Origin of the sequence: Tessaracoccus bendigoensis DSM 12906, from assembly GCF_900141915.1 — a bacterium.
Lineage (GTDB): Bacteria > Actinomycetota > Actinomycetes > Propionibacteriales > Propionibacteriaceae > Arachnia > Arachnia bendigoensis.
In genome coordinates this window covers 25,218-40,483 of the sequence record NZ_FQZG01000035.1, presented here as the reverse complement: position 1 = coordinate 40,483, position 15,266 = coordinate 25,218, and the positions used below count along the sequence as shown (strand labels likewise).

The following is a 15,266-nucleotide window of genomic DNA, read 5'->3' as shown; positions in this document are numbered from 1 at the left end:
CCGACGCCGACTCCCACACCGACGCCGACTCCCACACCGACGCCGACTCCCACACCGACGCCGACTCCCACACCGACGCCGACCCCCACACCGACGCCGACCCCCACACCGACGCCGACCCCCACACCGACGCCGACCCCCACGCCGACCCCCACACCGACGCCTGGGTTCACGCCCTCGGCTCCGTACACGCTCCCCGGCCTGCATTCCATCAACGGGAGGCAGTGGACCACCACCTGCCAGCCGTACTCGCAGACCTTCCGGTGCCGCACGGACATCTGGGCCACCGTCGTCATCCAGACGGCTAACGGCTTCCAGGTGCGTCAGGGTTGGGCGTTCAACAACATGACCTACCTGCCCTACATGACCAGGGCGCAGTGGGCCAACAACAACCTCGGCAAGCAGACGTCCTGGACGGCTGCCGATGGCCGCAGGTGGTACACCGAGTGCGACACGGCGGCCACCGGGCGTGGCGCCTGCCGCTCGTTCACATGGACGACGGTGTTCGCCGCCACGGCGAAGCCGGGTGGAGGCTACACCTTCTCTCAGGAGAACAAGTGGGTCTTCAACAACGTCGTCATGTTCAGGGACCGCTGATCTGACGCTCTGAATCACCGCGCAGAGAAAGCGGCGGCGCCCTCGGGCTCCGCCGCTTTCCTGTGCCTGAGACAGCCACGGGCGCAGAGTGCCGGCCCCGCCCCGCAATAGGCGTGTCCGCCCTTGGTCATGAACTGCCCCACCGGCGCGGTCCGCTCCAGACCGGCCCACTCATACACGTCCTGGAGGATGTGTGCATGGATCGCCGTCATGTCCTCACCACCGGCGTCAACCTTTCGGATGATGCCGGATTCAACCGCCTTCACGATGCCCCATGTGGCCTCTGATTGGTGTGCTTGGGGGTATGCAGAACTCCCTGAACCGACGCCACCTGTCGGATGTCCTGACCTCACGCCGAGGCGCCTGGGTGGCGATCGGGATCGCCCTGGTCGTCGTCACCCTGCTCTTCGGAGCCCTCAGCGGCACCGCCGCACCACCGCGCAACGAGTCGGCGCCCCCGTCATCCGAATCGGTGCAGGTCACCGAGGCCATGCAGGGTTTCCCGAATGCGGACCGACAGTCGGTGCAGGTCGTGGCCTCCCGCGAGGACGGCGCTCGACTCTCGACGGGCGACCTCGGGGCCCTCAACGGCCTGCTGCCGGTGCTCGCTCCACTGGCCGACGGAGACCCGTCGGAGCCCATGGTCAGCGAGGACGGTGAGGCCGCGGTGATCGTCACCCCCATCAAGGTCGGGGAAAGCAACACCGACACCTCGGTGCTGATCGAGGAGTTGCGCTCAGAGATCAACGCCAATCAGCCGGTCGGGCTCGTGGTTCAGGTGACCGGCGGCCCCGCCTTCGGCGCCGACGTCGCCTCGTCGTTCGAGGGGGCCGACTTCACCCTGCTGCTGGTGACCATCCTGATCGTCGCGGTCCTCCTGATCGCCACGTACCGCTCCCCTGTGCTGTGGCTCGTGCCCCTCGCGGTCGTGGCCATCGCAGACGGGCTCGCCGGGCGGGTGACCGCGGCCGCAGCCAGCGCCTGGGACCTCCAGTTCGACGGCGGCATCATCAGCGTGCTCGTCTTCGGTGCAGGCACCAACTACGCGCTCCTGTTCATCTCCCGCTACCGCGAGGAACTCGCCGTCAACTTCGATCATCGGGCGGCCCTCAGCACGGCCTGTCGCAAGTCGATGCCCGCGATCGTCGCGTCCAACGTGACGGTCGTGCTCGCCCTGCTGACCCTCGTGCTGGCCGTCATCCCCGGCACGCACGGATTGGGGGTCTCATCTGCGATCGGGCTTGTCATCGCCCTCGCGGCCGTCGCGCTCGTGCTGCCTCCCGCCCTTGCGGTGTGCGGACGCAAGGTGTTCTGGCCGTTCATCCCGCACCCCGCTTCCCCCACCGCACAGGGCCGGGTCTGGCGCGGGATCGCCTCCCGCGTCGTGCGGCGTCCGGCCGCGAGTCTGCTCGGTGGGCTCGCGCTGCTCGGTGTGATGGCGACCGGCCTGTTCGGCGCCTCCGTCGGCCTCGACCAGATCGAGAAGTTCCGGGTGCAGTCCGAGTCGGCCGCAGGGTTCGAGGTGCTCTCCGCCCACTTCCCCGCGGGTGAGGCGCAGCCCATCTTCATCGTGGCCGATAGTGCCGCGGTCGGAGAGGTGCTCACCGCGGTCGACGGCGTCGACGGCGTCGTGCGTGCCCACCCGGTCGGTGAGAGCGTTGACGGCGACCTCACCAAGATCATGGTGACAAGCGAGTTCGCTCCCAGCACCGAGGAGAGCCTCGCCCAGATCGGTCAACTCCGCGAGGCGGTTCACGCCGTCGACGGCGCGGACGCGCTGGTGGGCGGGGTCGTCGCCACGGACCTGGATGCCCGCGACGGCAACGCACGCGACCTCGCACTGATCGCACCCCTGGTGTTGGCAGTGACGTTCCTGGTGCTGGTCGTGCTGCTGCGCTCGCTGGTCGCGCCGGTGTTGTTGTTGCTCGTCAATCTCACCAGTGCGGTCGCCGCGATCGGGGCGGGTTCCTGGCTGAGCCGGGTGCTGTTCGGCCAGCCTGCCCTGGACCTTCAGGTGCCGCTGCTGGCCTTCCTCTTCCTGGTGGCCCTCGGGATCGACTACACCATCTTCCTGGTGCATCGGGCAAAGGCGGAGGCCGCCACGCTCGGCACCAGGCAGGGCATGGTGGAAGCGGTCGCCCACACCGGCGGTGTGATCACCAGCGCAGGCATCGTTCTTGCCGGGGTGTTCGCGGCGCTCGGGGTGCTCCCGCTCGTCACGCTCGGGCAACTCGGAATCATCGTGGGCATCGGGGTCCTTGTCGACACCCTGATCGTGCGCACGGTGATCATCCCCGCGATCTTCGCCCTGCTGGGAGATCGGATCTGGCTGCCGGGCAAGCTGGGAAGCGCCACGCCCGTCGTCGAGCAGGATTCTGCGGCCCGGGAGCCCCAGCGGGCAGAATTGACCGTGTGAGCCTCGTGAACGCACCCCTGACGCGCACCGACCAGCCTGGGCCTGTCCCGGCTGCGGTGCGCGCCATGGAGGTGGGCCAGCACGTCATGGCGGTGGTCCTGATCTGGATCGGCGTCATCCGCGCCATCGGCGACTCGACGCCGGCCCCGCTCGCGATCGGCGTCGGGGTCGCCGTCCTTGCCTGGCACACGGGTGGGTCCATCCTGCTGGCGCGAAAGGGCCAGCATCGGTTCGTGGTGTGGTGGCTCCTCGGGTTCCTGCTGTTGTGGGTCATCGCGACCGCCGTCTCGGCCGAGTTCGTCTGGGTGGCGTTCCTGCTCTGGCTGCTGGCCGGACATCTTCTACCGCTCGGCAAGGGCCTGGTTCTCTTTGCGGTGGTGCTGGCCGTGGTGATCGTCGCGCCGATCGTGCAGCACGGCACCACCACGTATGCAAACGTGTTCGGGCCGCTGGTCGGCGGCGTCTTCGCCTACGGCATCTCGAGGGGCTACCTCCAGCTGCTCCGGGAGGCAGCCGAGCGGGAACGGCTCGTCGAGTCGCTCACCCGCGCGCAGGCCGAGACCGCCGAACTGCAGGATGAACTGGCCGAGGCCCAGCGGCACTCCGGGGCGATCGCCGAACGGACCCGCATCTCCCGCGACCTCCACGACACCGTCGCCCAGTCGCTTTCGTCCATCCGGCTCCTGGCCCACGCCCAGGCCAGTGAGACCGGGGAACTGTCCACGGCAAGGACGCTCAGCCAGATCGAGTCCCTCAGCGGTGATGGGATCGCCGACGTGCGCAGGATCGTCGCCGCCCTGGCCCCTGCGGAGTTGGAGGACGACGCGCTCACCGCCGCGCTCCGGCGCCAGCTGGGGCGGCTCCATGACGAAAGCGGGGTCGAGGTCTCGCTGCAGGTCGACCCGACGCTGCCGATCCTGCCGACGGACGTCGAGGTCGCCCTCCTCCGGATCGCCCAATCGGCCCTCGGCAACGTTCGACGTCATTCCGGGGCCACCCGGGTGGTGATGAGCCTCATCGACGCAGACGACCAGGTGCGGCTCGACATCATCGACGACGGGGTCGGCTTCGACCTCTCCGACTGGGATTCCCCGGCCCAGGCCACGACGTCGAGCTTCGGGCTACGGTTCATGCGCGACCGGCTACGCGAGCTCGGCGGCGGGCTGGATGTGGAGAGCGCGCCGGGCGACGGCACCGCGATCTCCGCCCACCTACCGGTCCATCGCAGAGAGGAGAACCGATGACCGCCACCGTGCTCATCGTCGACGATCATCCCGTCGTGCGCAGCGGCTTGCGGGCCGTCCTGGAGGGCCATCCGGACGTACAGGTGGTCGGGGATGCAGCCACAGGTGAAGAAGCGATCGACCTCGCAGCGAGGCTGCGCCCGGCCGTCGTGCTGTGTGACCTGCGGCTGGGTGCTGGGATCGACGGCATCGAGGCGACCAGGGCGCTGCGCTCGCTGGTCCCTCCCCCGGCGGTGTTGATCCTCACGACCTTCGACCGCGACGCAGAGGTGCTCGGAGCGATCGAGGCCGGCGCATCGGGCTATCTGCTCAAAGACGTCGCGCCCGAAGTCATCGTCCGGGCCATCCTGCAGGCGGCCGCCGGCGAGACCTTCCTCACCCCGGAACTGACCGCCCGGGTCCTCGCGGGGATGCGCAGCCCCCGTCCGCGGCTCACCGAGCGGGAAGTCGAGGTGCTGCGGCTGTTGGCCGAGGGCCAGAGCAACCGGGAGATCGCGCGTTCGTTGTTCGTCACCGAGGCGACGGTGAAGAGCCACCTTGCGCACATCTTCACCAAGCTCGACGTCGACAGCCGCTCCCGCGCCGTCCACCTCGCCCGCGAGACGGGCCTTTTATAGGGCAACCCGACGCAAATGTGCGTCGAGACGGGCTGCAAACCACTACAAAGGACGATCAGGCCTCTCTGGCCGCACTTTCTCGGACTCTGTCTGCGATGTCGGCAAGCAACCGGCGGTGGAACAGCGGCTCACCGGTCAGTTCGGGATGGAACGCGATGCCGGTGATCCGTCCCCGTCGCACGCCGGCCACCCCGCCGTGGCGTGCGATCACGTCCACCCCAGGCCCGACCACCTCGACCCTGGGCGCCCTGATGAACGCGACCCGCGCCGGGCCGAGGCTGGTTTCCAACGTGACCTCCGCCGAGGCGACCTGGGGGCCGAAGGCGTTGCGCCGCACCGTGACGTCGAGCAACCCGAGGCTCTGCTGCCCAGGGGCCGGGTCGACGATCCGTCGGGCCAGCAACACCAGGCCAGCGCAGGTGCCGAGACACGGCAGCCCTTCACGGACCACGGCTCCGAGCGGTTCCGCCAGACCGACCATCCTGAGCAGGCGGTCGATGGTCGACGACTCACCCCCGGGCAGCACCACGCCGTCGACCCGCGGCCCGTCGGGGCCGACCAGATCGGACGGCGTCCTCAACTGCACCACCCGGGCACCCAACCCCTCAAGCAGCCGGACGTGCTCGCGCACCCCGCCCTGCAGCGCCAGCACCCCGACGGTGGGCGTGCTCACCAGCCGCGCTCGGCCAGCCGATGGGGCGTCGGCACGTCTGAGACGTTGATGCCCACCATCGCCTCGCCGATGCCCCGGGAGGCGTCGCAGATCGCCCCGGCATCCGAGAAGAGCGCAGTCGCCTTGACGATGGCGGCCGCCCTGGCCGCGGGGTTGCCGGAGCGGAAGATGCCCGAGCCGACGAACACGCCCTGCGAACCGAGCTGCATCATCAGTGCCGCGTCGGCAGGGGTCGCGACGCCCCCGGCCGTGAACAGCACGACGGGCAGTTCCCCGGTCTCCGCGACCTCACGGACGATCTCGTATGGCGCCTGCAGCTCCTTCGCGGCGACGAACAACTCATCCGGGTTGGACTCGAAGGTGGCCTTCAACACCGCGATCTCGTGCCGGATCGTCCGGATGTGCTTCGTGGCCTCGGACACGTCTCCGGTGCCCGCCTCGCCCTTCGACCGGATCATCGCGGCCCCTTCGGCGATCCGGCGCAGCGCCTCACCGAGGTTGGTCGCCCCACACACGAACGGCACGGTGAAGGCGTGCTTGTCGATGTGGTGCGAGTAGTCGGCTGGCGAAAGCACCTCGGACTCGTCGATGTAGTCCACCTCCAGGTGCTGAAGCACCTGCGCCTCGACGAAATGCCCGATCCTGGCCTTTGCCATGACGGGGATCGACACAGTCTCGATGATCCCGGAGATCAGGTCGGGGTCGCTCATCCTCGCGACGCCGCCCTGGGCCCGGATGTCGGCCGGCACGCGTTCCAGCGCCATCACCGCGACGGCGCCCGCATCCTCGGCGATTCGGGCCTGTTCGGGGGTGACCACGTCCATGATCACGCCCCCCTTCAGCATGTCGGCCAGGCCGCGTTTCACCAGTGGGGATCCGGTCAGATTTGTCATGGGCCCCATCCTGCAACCCTTTACTGGTCTGCTGCCAGATCCAGAACTATCCGACTATCTCTGAACCAGTATCCTGGGCGGGTGCGCACCTCTCCCGAAGTGACCCTGCCTCTGAAGCTGGACGGCGACGGCGCCCTGCCGGTCCAGATCGCGGCCGAACTGCGTCGGTTGATCGGCGAGAGGGTACTCGCCCCCGGCGACCGTCTCCCATCCAGCCGCGCGCTCGCCGAGCACCTCGGGATCTCGCGGGGATCCGTGGTGGCCTGCTATGACCAGCTGCTCGCCGAGGGATACCTGAGCTCGGCGGCCGGCAAGTCGACCGTGGTGAATCCCCTACTGCTGCAGGTCCATCCGCCGAGCAGGCAACTGCCGTCCCCTGCCCAGGCAGGCCCATCCGAAGGCATCGACCTGAGGCCCGGCAGACCCTCGACCACCGGCGTCGTCGGCCCCGCCTGGAAGTCGGCCTGGCGGCAGGCCTCGGTCGGCGCGGTGGACGCTCCGATCCCTCACCTGGGCCTGGCAACGGTGCGGGCCGCCTGGGCCGAGCACCTGCGACGCATGCGGGGCCTCGTGCGCGACCCGGCACAGATCGCCGTGACCGCGGGTGGCCGCGAAGGCCTCGCGCTGCTGCTGCTGGCCCTCAGCGGTGGGAGATCGAAACCGCTGACGGTTGGGGTTGAGGAGCCTGGCTACCCGTCGCTGCGCCGCGTCCCGGCGCGCCACGGCGCCACGGTCGTGCCGTTGCCTGTCGACGAACACGGTCTGAGGGTCGCCGACCTACCGACGGGGCACGACGCCCCGGATCTTCTGCTGGTCACACCCAGCCACCAGTACCCGCTGGGCGGCTCGCTCCCGATGGACCGGCGCCAGGCGCTGCTGGAATGGGCCGCGGGGCATGACGTCGTGGTGGTGGAAGACGACTACGACTCGGAGTTGCGTTACACGTCCCATCCGCTTCCGACCCTCACCTCGCTGGACGACCCGGACGCGGGCAGGGTGGTGTTGCTGGGCACCTTGTCCAAGACGCTGACCCCGGCCCTCGCCATCGGGTTCCTGACGCTGCCGGCACGACTGGTGCCGGTCGTGGCCGAGACGCGCGCCGACCTGGGCCAGCCCGTCGGGCTGGTCGCCCAACGGGCGGTCGCCGGCTACCTCACGAGCGGTGCCCTCCGGCTCCACACCCAGCGGATGCGCCAGCTCTACCGGCGGCGCCGGGCAAAGGTGGTGGGTGCCCTTTCAGGCGTCCCTGGCATCCGGGTGCACCCGATGGACGGAGGACTCCACGCGGTGGTGGAGACGTCCCACGACGAGTCTCGGATCGTAGAACAACTGGCTTCAGCTGGGGTCCGAGTCAGTCCCCTGTCCCGATACTGGTCGGGCGCGGGCAACGCCGGCATCGTGTTCGGGTTCGGCGCGGTAACCGAAGCCGAACTCGAACGGGGGCTAGCGCTGATCCGCGATCTCTGCGCAACCCACGACGCGGAAGAGTGAGTCCCGGCGGCCGGGGCGCGGCTACACTGTGGGAGGCGTGCCGGGAAGTCTGGTCGGCACCCGCCGGATCGGCGGGTTCGGCTCCGAAAGGCGAACCATGACCACCAGAACGACACGCCTACGCGCACTCGTCGCAAGCGACAGCGTCGCAGGGCTCCTCCTGATGGGCGCCGCCGTCATCGGGCTCCTCTGGGCCAACTCTCCCTGGCGACACGTCTATGTGAACCTGTCCGAGCTCACTGTCGGCCCGGCGGCCCTGCACCTCGACCTGAGTCTCTCGAGTTGGGCCGCGGACGGGCTGTTGGCGGTCTTTTTCCTCGTGGTCGGCCTCGAGTTGAAGTATGAGATCGTTCTCGGCAGCCTGCGGAACCCGAGGCAGGCTGCCGTTCCGGTCCTGGCCGCCGTCGGTGGCATGGTCACGCCTGCCTTGGTGTTCGTCGGCGTCATCGCGGCAACCGGCGCCACGGAGGCGCTGCGCGGGTGGGCGATCCCGACCGCGACGGACATCGCCTTCGCGCTGGCGGTCCTGGCGATCTTCGGACGGGGTCTGCCACGGGCCCTGCGCGTGTTCCTGCTGACGCTCGCCGTGGTGGACGACCTGCTGGCCATCATCGTGATTGCCGCGTTCTACACCGAGTCGTTGACGCCGGCGTGGCTGCTCGTGGCGCTCGGCTGCGTGGCCGGATTTGCGCTGCTGGTGCGGCTGCCACGGTTGCGGTGGTGGCTGTTGATCCCGCTCGGGCTGCTGGCCTGGGGCTTCATGCACGCATCGGGTGTGCATGCCACAATCGCGGGCGTCCTGCTAGGGCTCGCCGTGCCTGCCCGACCCGTCCATGGCGAGAAGGGGTCGCGCGTCCACCGGTTCACCGCAGCCGTGCAACCGGTCTCCGCGGCGATCGTGGTGCCCATCTTCGCATTCTTTTCAGCAGGGGTGTCGCTGGTCGACGGAGCGGGGCCGCTGGCGGTGCTGCGTCAGCCGGTGTTCCTGGCGATCATCGCCGGCCTGATGGTGGGCAAGGTGGTCGGCGTTCTCGGCACGACCGCCCTGGTCACGCGCCTGACGCCGTTGCGTCTGCCCGACGCTATCGGCCTACGGGATCTGTTTCCTGTCGGCCTGCTCACCGGAATCGGGTTCACGGTCTCGCTGCTGATCGCCGAGTTGTCCTTCCCTGCCGGGGACATGGCCGCCGCCGCAAAGGTCGCGGTGTTGGCGGGTTCGGTCGGGTCCGCGGTGCTTGGCGGGGTCGCGCTGCGTTGGGCCGCCCGCAGGCCGCGTTCGGACGACATGAACCTGGACGGCGTGACGGATGTGGACACCGACCGCATCGCCTGAGCCCAGCACGGCCCCGTTCAAGGAATCACTTCGATAGGGATCGCCGGGCACCGACCGGATTGATCCGGCCGGTGCCCGGCGAACGGGTCCTACTCTGCGGGGATGACGGCCAGCAGGTCGAGGACGAGCACCTGCGCGCCCGTACCACTCGCCTCGTCTGCCGGGTACACCAACAGGATACGGCTGCCGACCTTCGTGCCGACGGTCTGCTCGCCGCCACCGGAGGAGACCTGCTGGAACTGGTCGGGCCAGGTCGTGGAGGACTCGCCGCCCCAGTCGGAGCCGGTGACGTGATAGACGAGGGTGTCGGTGTCGGTGACCGCGGCGCCGGTCCCTTCGGCCAGGACGATGGTCTCAACTTCCGTGGGGGCCGCAGCGCCGTCGGCGAAGGTCATGGTCGGCTCGGCACCGATCTCCCCTTCGATGGTGAGGCCCTCGGGAATGGCGGCGTCGGTGGCGGTGGCGTCGTTCAGCGCATCGGTGTTGATGTTGAGCACGTCGATGATGTCGATGACGAACACCAGCGTCGACCCCGCGGGGATGGCCTCGGTCTCGTTGTCCCCGTAGCCGTACTCGGGCGGTACCACGACCTGGACGCGGTCGCCCACCTTGGTGCCGACGAGGCCGTAGCGCCAGCCTGGGACGACCTGCGCGAGGGTGAAGCTGGCCTCCTCACCCCCGTATGAAGAGTCGAATTGTGAGCCGTCCGACCACAGGAAGCCCGCGTAGTTGACGGTGACGTGGGCCCCGTCCCCGACGGTCTCGCCGTCTCCCTCCGTGAGCGTCTTGACGCTGATCTCGGTCGGCGGGTCGGCCTCGATGGTCGCCATCGTCGGGAGGCCGTCGTCTCCGAACGTGATCGTGGGCAGGTCGCCTGCGGGATCGCGGTCGACGGTCGGCGCGGCGGTTGCCTCGCCGCTCGCCGATGCGGACGCGCTCGCCGAGGCGGACGATCCGGTGGCGGCATCGTCGCCGTTGCCGGAGCAGGCGGTCAGCGGAAGGATGAGGGCCAGAGTGCCGATGGCCAGGGCTTTCAACTTCATCAGGAAAGAGACTCTCTGCGGCGAAGCACCGCTTGGGGATTGCTTTGGCGGGCCCCAGACCAAGGTTCGGGGGGCTCCACACCCTCCACCGTAGCGGCCGTGCCTGTGGGGAGCCTGTGCGGGTGACGAGTCAGCGGGGCGCGATGGCTCGCGCCAGCCATTCCCGGGCGCGGCCCAGGAACGCGCGCGCCACCGGCACGTGGGGAGCCAGACTCTCGAACCCGTGGGGCGCTCCCGGCACGACATCGAGCAGGGTGGGGACTCCGGCTGCGACCAGGCGTTGCGCATAGCACCTGGCCTCGTCGTGGAACAGGTCGATGTCGCCGACCCCGATCCAGGTCTGCGGCAAACCGGCGAGGTCTGCACGCCGTGCCGGGGCGGCATCCACGGGGACGCCATCGGCCCCCGGCGAGGAGATGCCGCGAAGCAGCGCCGCCCATCCGGCACGGTTGGCGGAGTTGTCCCAGACGAAGTGGGAGACGGCGTCGAGTTCGGTTCTGGCCGCGGTGCGGTCGTCAAGCATCGGATACACCAGCCACTGCGCCGCCGGTTGCGCGCCTCCGTCATCGTGCAGGGTGTTGACGACGCTGGCCGCGAGCCCTCCCCCGGCGCTCGCACCGCCGACGGCGATCCGGTCCGGGTCGATGCCCTGGCTGGCGGCGCCGGCCTGCAACCAGGACCAGACAGCCAGGCAGTCCTCCGAAGGGGTCGGGTGGGGATTCTCGGGCGCCAGCCGGTAGTCGACAGACGCCACGACCACGCCCAGCTGTGAGGCCGTCTCGGCGCAGAACCGGTCGTCCTGACGGGGCGCGCCGATCACCATCCCACCACCGTGGATCCAGAGCAGCGCCGCCCCGCCCGTCACCTCAGGCGTGTAGAGCCGCACGCGGGCCGCACCAGAGGAGACGTTGCGGATCGTGACGCCTGCCACCCTCGCACGGGGGACGAGATGCCGGCTGCCCGCGCGGGCCAGGTTGCGTACCGCCCAGCCCCCCGGATTGACCCGCGGCACCCAGCGCGCCATCGCCCGCAGCTGCGGATGCACCCGCGAAATCTCCACTGGTTCTCCTCCGAACGCGTCCGCCAAGCCGGACCAAACCTATCGTCTCCGTATCGGGAGGATGTCGCCGTCGACGCGCCTCCGTCTACTGTTTGCAGCGAGTCCCGACCGGAAGAGGGCCCCAATGACGGAGCTCGTTGGTTTCCTACCACTTGTCCTGCACATCGTTGTTGGTTTGGCGGCGGCCATCGTGATCTCGTTGCGTCGGAAGCCGAGCACCGCGATCGCGTGGATCCTCGTGATCGTGTTCATCCCCTGCTGGCCGGGACATCCGCCTCTCCCGCTGGGCTCGTTCAGCCGGTCGGCCCGTTCGTCGCCTTCCGGCGGGCAACCAACGTGTCCTAGACTCGCCGGTATCGTCGCAGGTCGGCGCAGCAATCGTCCCGGTTGCGGCGCCGTCCGATCTGAAAGGTGCGAGCAATGATCCGATTCTTCGTGCAGATCATCGTCAACCTGATCACCGCCACCCTGGCCCTCTTACTGATCGGGTTGCTGATCGAGGGCGTCACCATCCGGGCGGCCGGCCTGATCACGGCGGTGGCGGTCTTCGTCGTCGCCAATGCGATCCTTGCGCCTTTCGTGTTCAAAATGGCTCACAGATACGCCCCGGCCGCAATCGGGGGCGTCGGGCTCCTCTCAACCGTTCTTGCGCTGTTCATCGCCACGCTCATCAGCGGCGGGTTGGCCATCTCGGGATTCATGGACTGGGTGCTGGCAACCCTTCTCGTCTGGATCATCACCGCGATCGGTGGCTGGTTGGTGATGGCGTGGTGGGCCAAGCGGCGCGTCAAGGCCAGGCAGTCCAACACCTCAAACTGACGGGTCGGAGGCTTCGCCTGCCTGACGCGGGCGTTGCTGGCACAATCGCCGCATGCGGACGCGTCCCTCGGTGGTGTTGGCGGTGGTGGCAGGGCTGGTCGCGGTGCTGACCATCACCGCCTGGGTGTTGGCGACGAACCGACGCTCCCCTGCTCCTGACCCGGCGACCCCAGAAGGCACGGTGCTGCTGTATCTGCTGGCGGTGGCCGAGGACGATGACGCCACCATGATCAAGCTGCTGGACCCCAGCCTGGAGTGCTCGGCTCCCCTGCCGGACTTCTACCAAACCCCTCCAGCCTCGCTGTCCGTGGCTTCGATAAAGACGACTGGCGACGCGGCGACCGTCGTCGTGGACATCACCGAGGGCAGTGGAGGACCTTTCGACCTCTACGAGCATGAGGAGACGTTCGAGTTGATCCGGAACGGTTCCGGCTGGTTGATCACCGGCGAACCCTGGCCCGTCTTCGCCTGCAAGTGAGGACTTCAGCATGAGTCTCGCCACGATCTTCGGCTTCCTGATCCCAGTCCTGGTCATCGGTATGTGGGTGATGGCCATCGCGGGGATGCGCCGTCTCTCCTCTGGCAGGCCGGCGGTCGACGCGGGCACCTTCCGCCGGTTCTTCCAGTACGGGTTGCTGTACGCGGTGCTGATCCTGGCCGCGGTGGGGACGACAGAGGTGCTCACCTGGCTGTTCCAGGGACGACCCGACGACTGGTACGTCACCGGCGGTGGGGTTGCCCGGTCGCTGGCCTTCGTCCTGGTCGGGGCGCCCGCTGCGGCAACCATCGCCCTTGTCACCAGGCGTGGGCGCCGCCGCGACCCCGCCGAGAACGACTCTCACCTGTATGCCATCTACCTGACGATCACCCCGCTCACGGCAATGCTGCTGGCCACTTGGTCGCTTTCGGGGCTGCTCGCACGGTTGCTGGGACCCGGACGCGATTTCGATGCCGGGGACGCGGTCGGTTTCGTGGTCTGGGGCGCCGTGTGGCTGACGCACTGGATCGTGGCCCGCCGCAGCCTGGGGGAACGCAACGCCCCACACCTGTTCCTGGGTTCCTTCGTGGGCCTCGTGGTTGCCTCGGTCGGCCTGTACAGGACGATCGGGGCATCGCTGGACGTCATCGTCAGGCAGGACGCCTTCATCACGACGACGTATCCGCTGGCCGCCGCGGTAGGCACCCTTGTCGCGGGGGTTCTGGTGTGGGTGCGCTACTGGCTGACAGCCGCCAATCCGCTGCGAACCGGCAACCTCCGGCTGGTGTATGTGCTGGTGTTCGGCGTCGGCGGTGGGCTGGTTCTGTGGCTGGTGGCGGCCAGCCGGATCCTGTGGACCGTGCTCGTGTGGTTCATCGGGGACCCGGCAAGCCGATACGCCCCTCAGTTCTTCGGCGACACGACCTACGACGTCGGGATGCTGGTGGTTGGCGCGTTGCTGTGGTGGTACCACCGCGCCCTGCTCGAAGACGACATGGCCCGCAGTGAGGTGCCTCGCATCTATGAGTATCTCGTGTCGGGCATCGCGCTGACGGCGGCAGCTACCGGGGTCGGCACCGTCCTCGTGGCCTTCATCGAATCGATCACCCCAGGCATCGACATCGGCCTGACGACGATGAACACCCTGCTTGCCGCAGTCACGTTACTTCTCGTCGGTGTACCCGTGTGGTGGGTGTTCTGGAAACGCATCCGACGCGCCGTCGAGGGTGATGCTCCGACAGAAGTCTCGTCGTTGACCCGTCGCATCTACCTTGTGGTGTTGTTCGGGGTGGTCGGCGTGGTGGCCGTCGGTGCTCTGGTGCTTGTGGCCTACACGTTCCTCCAGGACGCCGTCAACGGGCAGGTCGGGCTCGCCACGCTCAGGTCCATGCGCTACGGGCTGGGCACCCTGGTGGCTGCCGCCGCCGTGTCCGCGTACCACTGGTCGGTGTTCAGGCAGGACCGATCGGTTGCCAAGCCCGAGGCGCCCCGCGGCCCACGCTCGGTCGTCCTGGTCGGTGCTCCCGCCGACGAGTTGGCCCAGGACATCGCCCGTGCCACCGGGGCACGGGTCGAATCCTGGACCCGCCTCGACGGCGCGGGCGGCTGGGATCAGGATTCGGTACTCACGGCCATCGAGGGCCACGAGGGTCACGACCTGTTGGTCCTTTCCGGCCCGGACGGACCAGGTGTCATCGTCGTAGCCCGCTGAGCATGGAGCGTCAATCGACCGCGTGCGGAAGCTTCACCTTGCCACTGCCGGCGCGTCGTCCAGGTTTGGAAGGTGGGGGCACGATCGGGCCGATGTCGCCGTCCAAAGCGACGTCTAGGTCGACGATGACGGGCGCGTGGTCGCTGGGCAGCCGCCCCTTCCGAGCGGCACGGTCCACCCAGGCCGCGGCGACCCGGTCGGCGACGCTTCCGGAGGCGAGGACCAGGTCGATCCGCATGCCGTAGTCCTGGTGGAACATGCCTGCCCGGTAGTCCCAGTAGGAGTAGACGCTGTCATGCTCCGGCCAGCGGGCGCGCACGACATCGATGAGACCGAATGCCCCCAAGCGTTGACGCTCCGCTTCGGTCACGTGTGTGTGGCCCTCGAAGGCAGCCGGGTCGAACAGATCGATGTCGGCAGGGGCGACGTTGATGTCGCCGCAGAGCGCGACTTCGGCGGGCCCCGCAGCGACGGCCACGGCCAGTGCGTCCAGCCACGCCAGCTTGTACTGGTAGTGAGGTGATCCGACCTCCCGCCCGTTCGGCACGTACAGGGAATGCACGCGGACGCCGCCGCAGGTGGCGCTGACTGCCCTCGCCTCGGCCCTACCGTCGTAGTCGGGCTGGCCGGTGAAACCCGCCTCAACATCGTCAAGGCCGACGCGGGAAAGCAGCGCCACCCCGTTGTACCCGCCCTGCCCGTGGTGGGCCACCTCGTAGCCAAGCTCGGCAAGCGGGGAGTCGAACAGGTCGTGAAACGCCGCGTCCGTGAGCTTCGTCTCCTGTAGACACACGATGTCCGGGCGGCGCTGCTGAAGCCAGGGCAGCAGCCGCGGCATCCGTTGCTTGGCTGAGTTGACGTTCCAGGTGGCGATCCTCACGTCGTCGAGGC

General features: G+C 68.7%; 15 protein-coding genes. 9 read left to right on the top strand and 6 right to left on the bottom strand.

All coding sequences use genetic code 11. The features are described from left to right. On the top strand, positions 1-597 hold a 597-nt coding region (locus BUC15_RS19515), incomplete at its 5' end, for a hypothetical protein (protein ID WP_217652203.1). A gap of 14 nt (positions 598-611) precedes the next feature. On the opposite strand, the gene BUC15_RS19930 is transcribed toward BUC15_RS19515, so the two are convergent. Beyond that, entirely contained in the window at positions 612-863 is a 252-nt protein-coding gene (locus BUC15_RS19930; RefSeq protein WP_073187987.1) for a Fic family protein, read from the bottom strand. A gap of 38 nt (positions 864-901) precedes the next feature. Here BUC15_RS19930 and BUC15_RS10545 point away from each other — a divergent pair, with 38 nt between their 5' ends. Genes BUC15_RS10545 through BUC15_RS10535 form a run of 3 tightly spaced genes read left to right on the top strand, consistent with a single transcriptional unit; the run spans position 902 to position 4,874 of the window. After that, positions 902-3,013 (top strand): MMPL family transporter, encoded by a 2,112-nt coding sequence (locus BUC15_RS10545; protein WP_084189512.1) that lies wholly within the window; start codon positions 902-904, stop codon positions 3,011-3,013. Next, positions 3,010-4,257 carry a sensor histidine kinase gene (locus tag BUC15_RS10540; RefSeq protein WP_245787947.1) on the top strand — a complete coding sequence of 416 codons (1,248 nt, stop codon included), beginning with the start codon at positions 3,010-3,012 and terminating at the stop codon, positions 4,255-4,257. Before BUC15_RS10545 ends, BUC15_RS10540 begins: the two co-directional genes overlap by 4 nt. Beyond that, complete coding sequence (locus tag BUC15_RS10535) at positions 4,254-4,874, top strand: response regulator (protein WP_073187985.1); 621 nt, start codon at positions 4,254-4,256, stop codon at positions 4,872-4,874. Before BUC15_RS10540 ends, BUC15_RS10535 begins: the two co-directional genes overlap by 4 nt. Positions 4,875-4,929: 55 nt before the next feature. Here the strand turns inward: BUC15_RS10535 and pdxT are convergent, their stop codons facing one another. Both pdxT and pdxS read right to left on the bottom strand, forming a co-directional pair. Next, positions 4,930-5,547, bottom strand: a complete 618-nt coding sequence (gene pdxT, locus BUC15_RS10530) for a pyridoxal 5'-phosphate synthase glutaminase subunit PdxT (protein WP_084189511.1) — start codon at positions 5,545-5,547, stop codon at positions 4,930-4,932. Next, positions 5,544-6,449, bottom strand: a complete 906-nt coding sequence (gene pdxS, locus BUC15_RS10525; protein ID WP_073187981.1) for a pyridoxal 5'-phosphate synthase lyase subunit PdxS — start codon at positions 6,447-6,449, stop codon at positions 5,544-5,546. Before pdxS ends, pdxT begins: the two co-directional genes overlap by 4 nt. A gap of 72 nt (positions 6,450-6,521) precedes the next feature. On the opposite strand from pdxS, the gene pdxR reads away from it, so the two are divergent. Together pdxR and nhaA are read left to right on the top strand one after the other, a co-directional pair. Continuing rightward, on the top strand, positions 6,522-7,931 hold the full coding sequence (pdxR, locus tag BUC15_RS10520) for a MocR-like pyridoxine biosynthesis transcription factor PdxR (RefSeq protein ID WP_073187979.1): 1,410 nt from the start codon (positions 6,522-6,524) through the stop codon (positions 7,929-7,931). 97 nt (positions 7,932-8,028) lie between these two features. Continuing rightward, positions 8,029-9,264 carry a Na+/H+ antiporter NhaA gene (nhaA, locus tag BUC15_RS10515; RefSeq protein ID WP_073187997.1) on the top strand — a complete coding sequence of 412 codons (1,236 nt, stop codon included), beginning with the start codon at positions 8,029-8,031 and terminating at the stop codon, positions 9,262-9,264. An 89-nt stretch (positions 9,265-9,353) separates the two neighbouring features. Here the strand turns inward: nhaA and BUC15_RS10510 are convergent, their stop codons facing one another. Then, a complete protein-coding gene (locus BUC15_RS10510) occupies positions 9,354-10,307 on the bottom strand; it encodes an FKBP-type peptidyl-prolyl cis-trans isomerase (protein WP_084189510.1) in 954 nt (317 codons plus the stop codon). Between the two features lie 130 nt (positions 10,308-10,437). Then, complete coding sequence (locus tag BUC15_RS10505; protein WP_073187976.1) at positions 10,438-11,367, bottom strand: alpha/beta hydrolase; 930 nt, start codon at positions 11,365-11,367, stop codon at positions 10,438-10,440. Positions 11,368-11,787: 420 nt separating this feature from the next. On the opposite strand from BUC15_RS10505, the gene BUC15_RS10500 reads away from it, so the two are divergent. Genes BUC15_RS10500 through BUC15_RS10490 form a run of 3 tightly spaced genes read left to right on the top strand, consistent with a single transcriptional unit; the run spans position 11,788 to position 14,375 of the window. Next, on the top strand, positions 11,788-12,186 hold the full coding sequence (locus BUC15_RS10500) for a phage holin family protein (protein ID WP_073187973.1): 399 nt from the start codon (positions 11,788-11,790) through the stop codon (positions 12,184-12,186). Positions 12,187-12,238: 52 nt separating this feature from the next. Further along, positions 12,239-12,664: a hypothetical protein gene (locus BUC15_RS10495; protein WP_073187971.1), complete on the top strand. Its 426-nt coding sequence runs from the start codon at positions 12,239-12,241 to the stop codon at positions 12,662-12,664. A 10-nt stretch (positions 12,665-12,674) separates the two neighbouring features. Continuing rightward, positions 12,675-14,375: a DUF5671 domain-containing protein gene (locus BUC15_RS10490; RefSeq protein WP_073187969.1), complete on the top strand. Its 1,701-nt coding sequence runs from the start codon at positions 12,675-12,677 to the stop codon at positions 14,373-14,375. A gap of 10 nt (positions 14,376-14,385) precedes the next feature. On the opposite strand, the gene BUC15_RS10485 is transcribed toward BUC15_RS10490, so the two are convergent. Further along, a complete protein-coding gene (locus BUC15_RS10485; protein ID WP_073187967.1) occupies positions 14,386-15,255 on the bottom strand; it encodes an exodeoxyribonuclease III in 870 nt (289 codons plus the stop codon). Between the last annotated feature and the right edge of the window lie 11 nt (positions 15,256-15,266).

Coding starts and splice junctions, on each gene's coding strand:
- nhaA (WP_073187997.1), top strand. CDS start 8,029: ATGACCACCAGAACGACACGCCTACGCGCACTCGTCGCAAGCGACAGC.
- BUC15_RS10500 (WP_073187973.1), top strand. CDS start 11,788: ATGATCCGATTCTTCGTGCAGATCATCGTCAACCTGATCACCGCCACC.
- BUC15_RS10490 (WP_073187969.1), top strand. CDS start 12,675: ATGAGTCTCGCCACGATCTTCGGCTTCCTGATCCCAGTCCTGGTCATC.
- BUC15_RS10495 (WP_073187971.1), top strand. CDS start 12,239: ATGCGGACGCGTCCCTCGGTGGTGTTGGCGGTGGTGGCAGGGCTGGTC.
- BUC15_RS10545 (WP_084189512.1), top strand. CDS start 902: ATGCAGAACTCCCTGAACCGACGCCACCTGTCGGATGTCCTGACCTCA.
- BUC15_RS10535 (WP_073187985.1), top strand. CDS start 4,254: ATGACCGCCACCGTGCTCATCGTCGACGATCATCCCGTCGTGCGCAGC.
- pdxS (WP_073187981.1), bottom strand. CDS start 6,449: ATGGGGCCCATGACAAATCTGACCGGATCCCCACTGGTGAAACGCGGC.
- BUC15_RS10510 (WP_084189510.1), bottom strand. CDS start 10,307: ATGAAGTTGAAAGCCCTGGCCATCGGCACTCTGGCCCTCATCCTTCCG.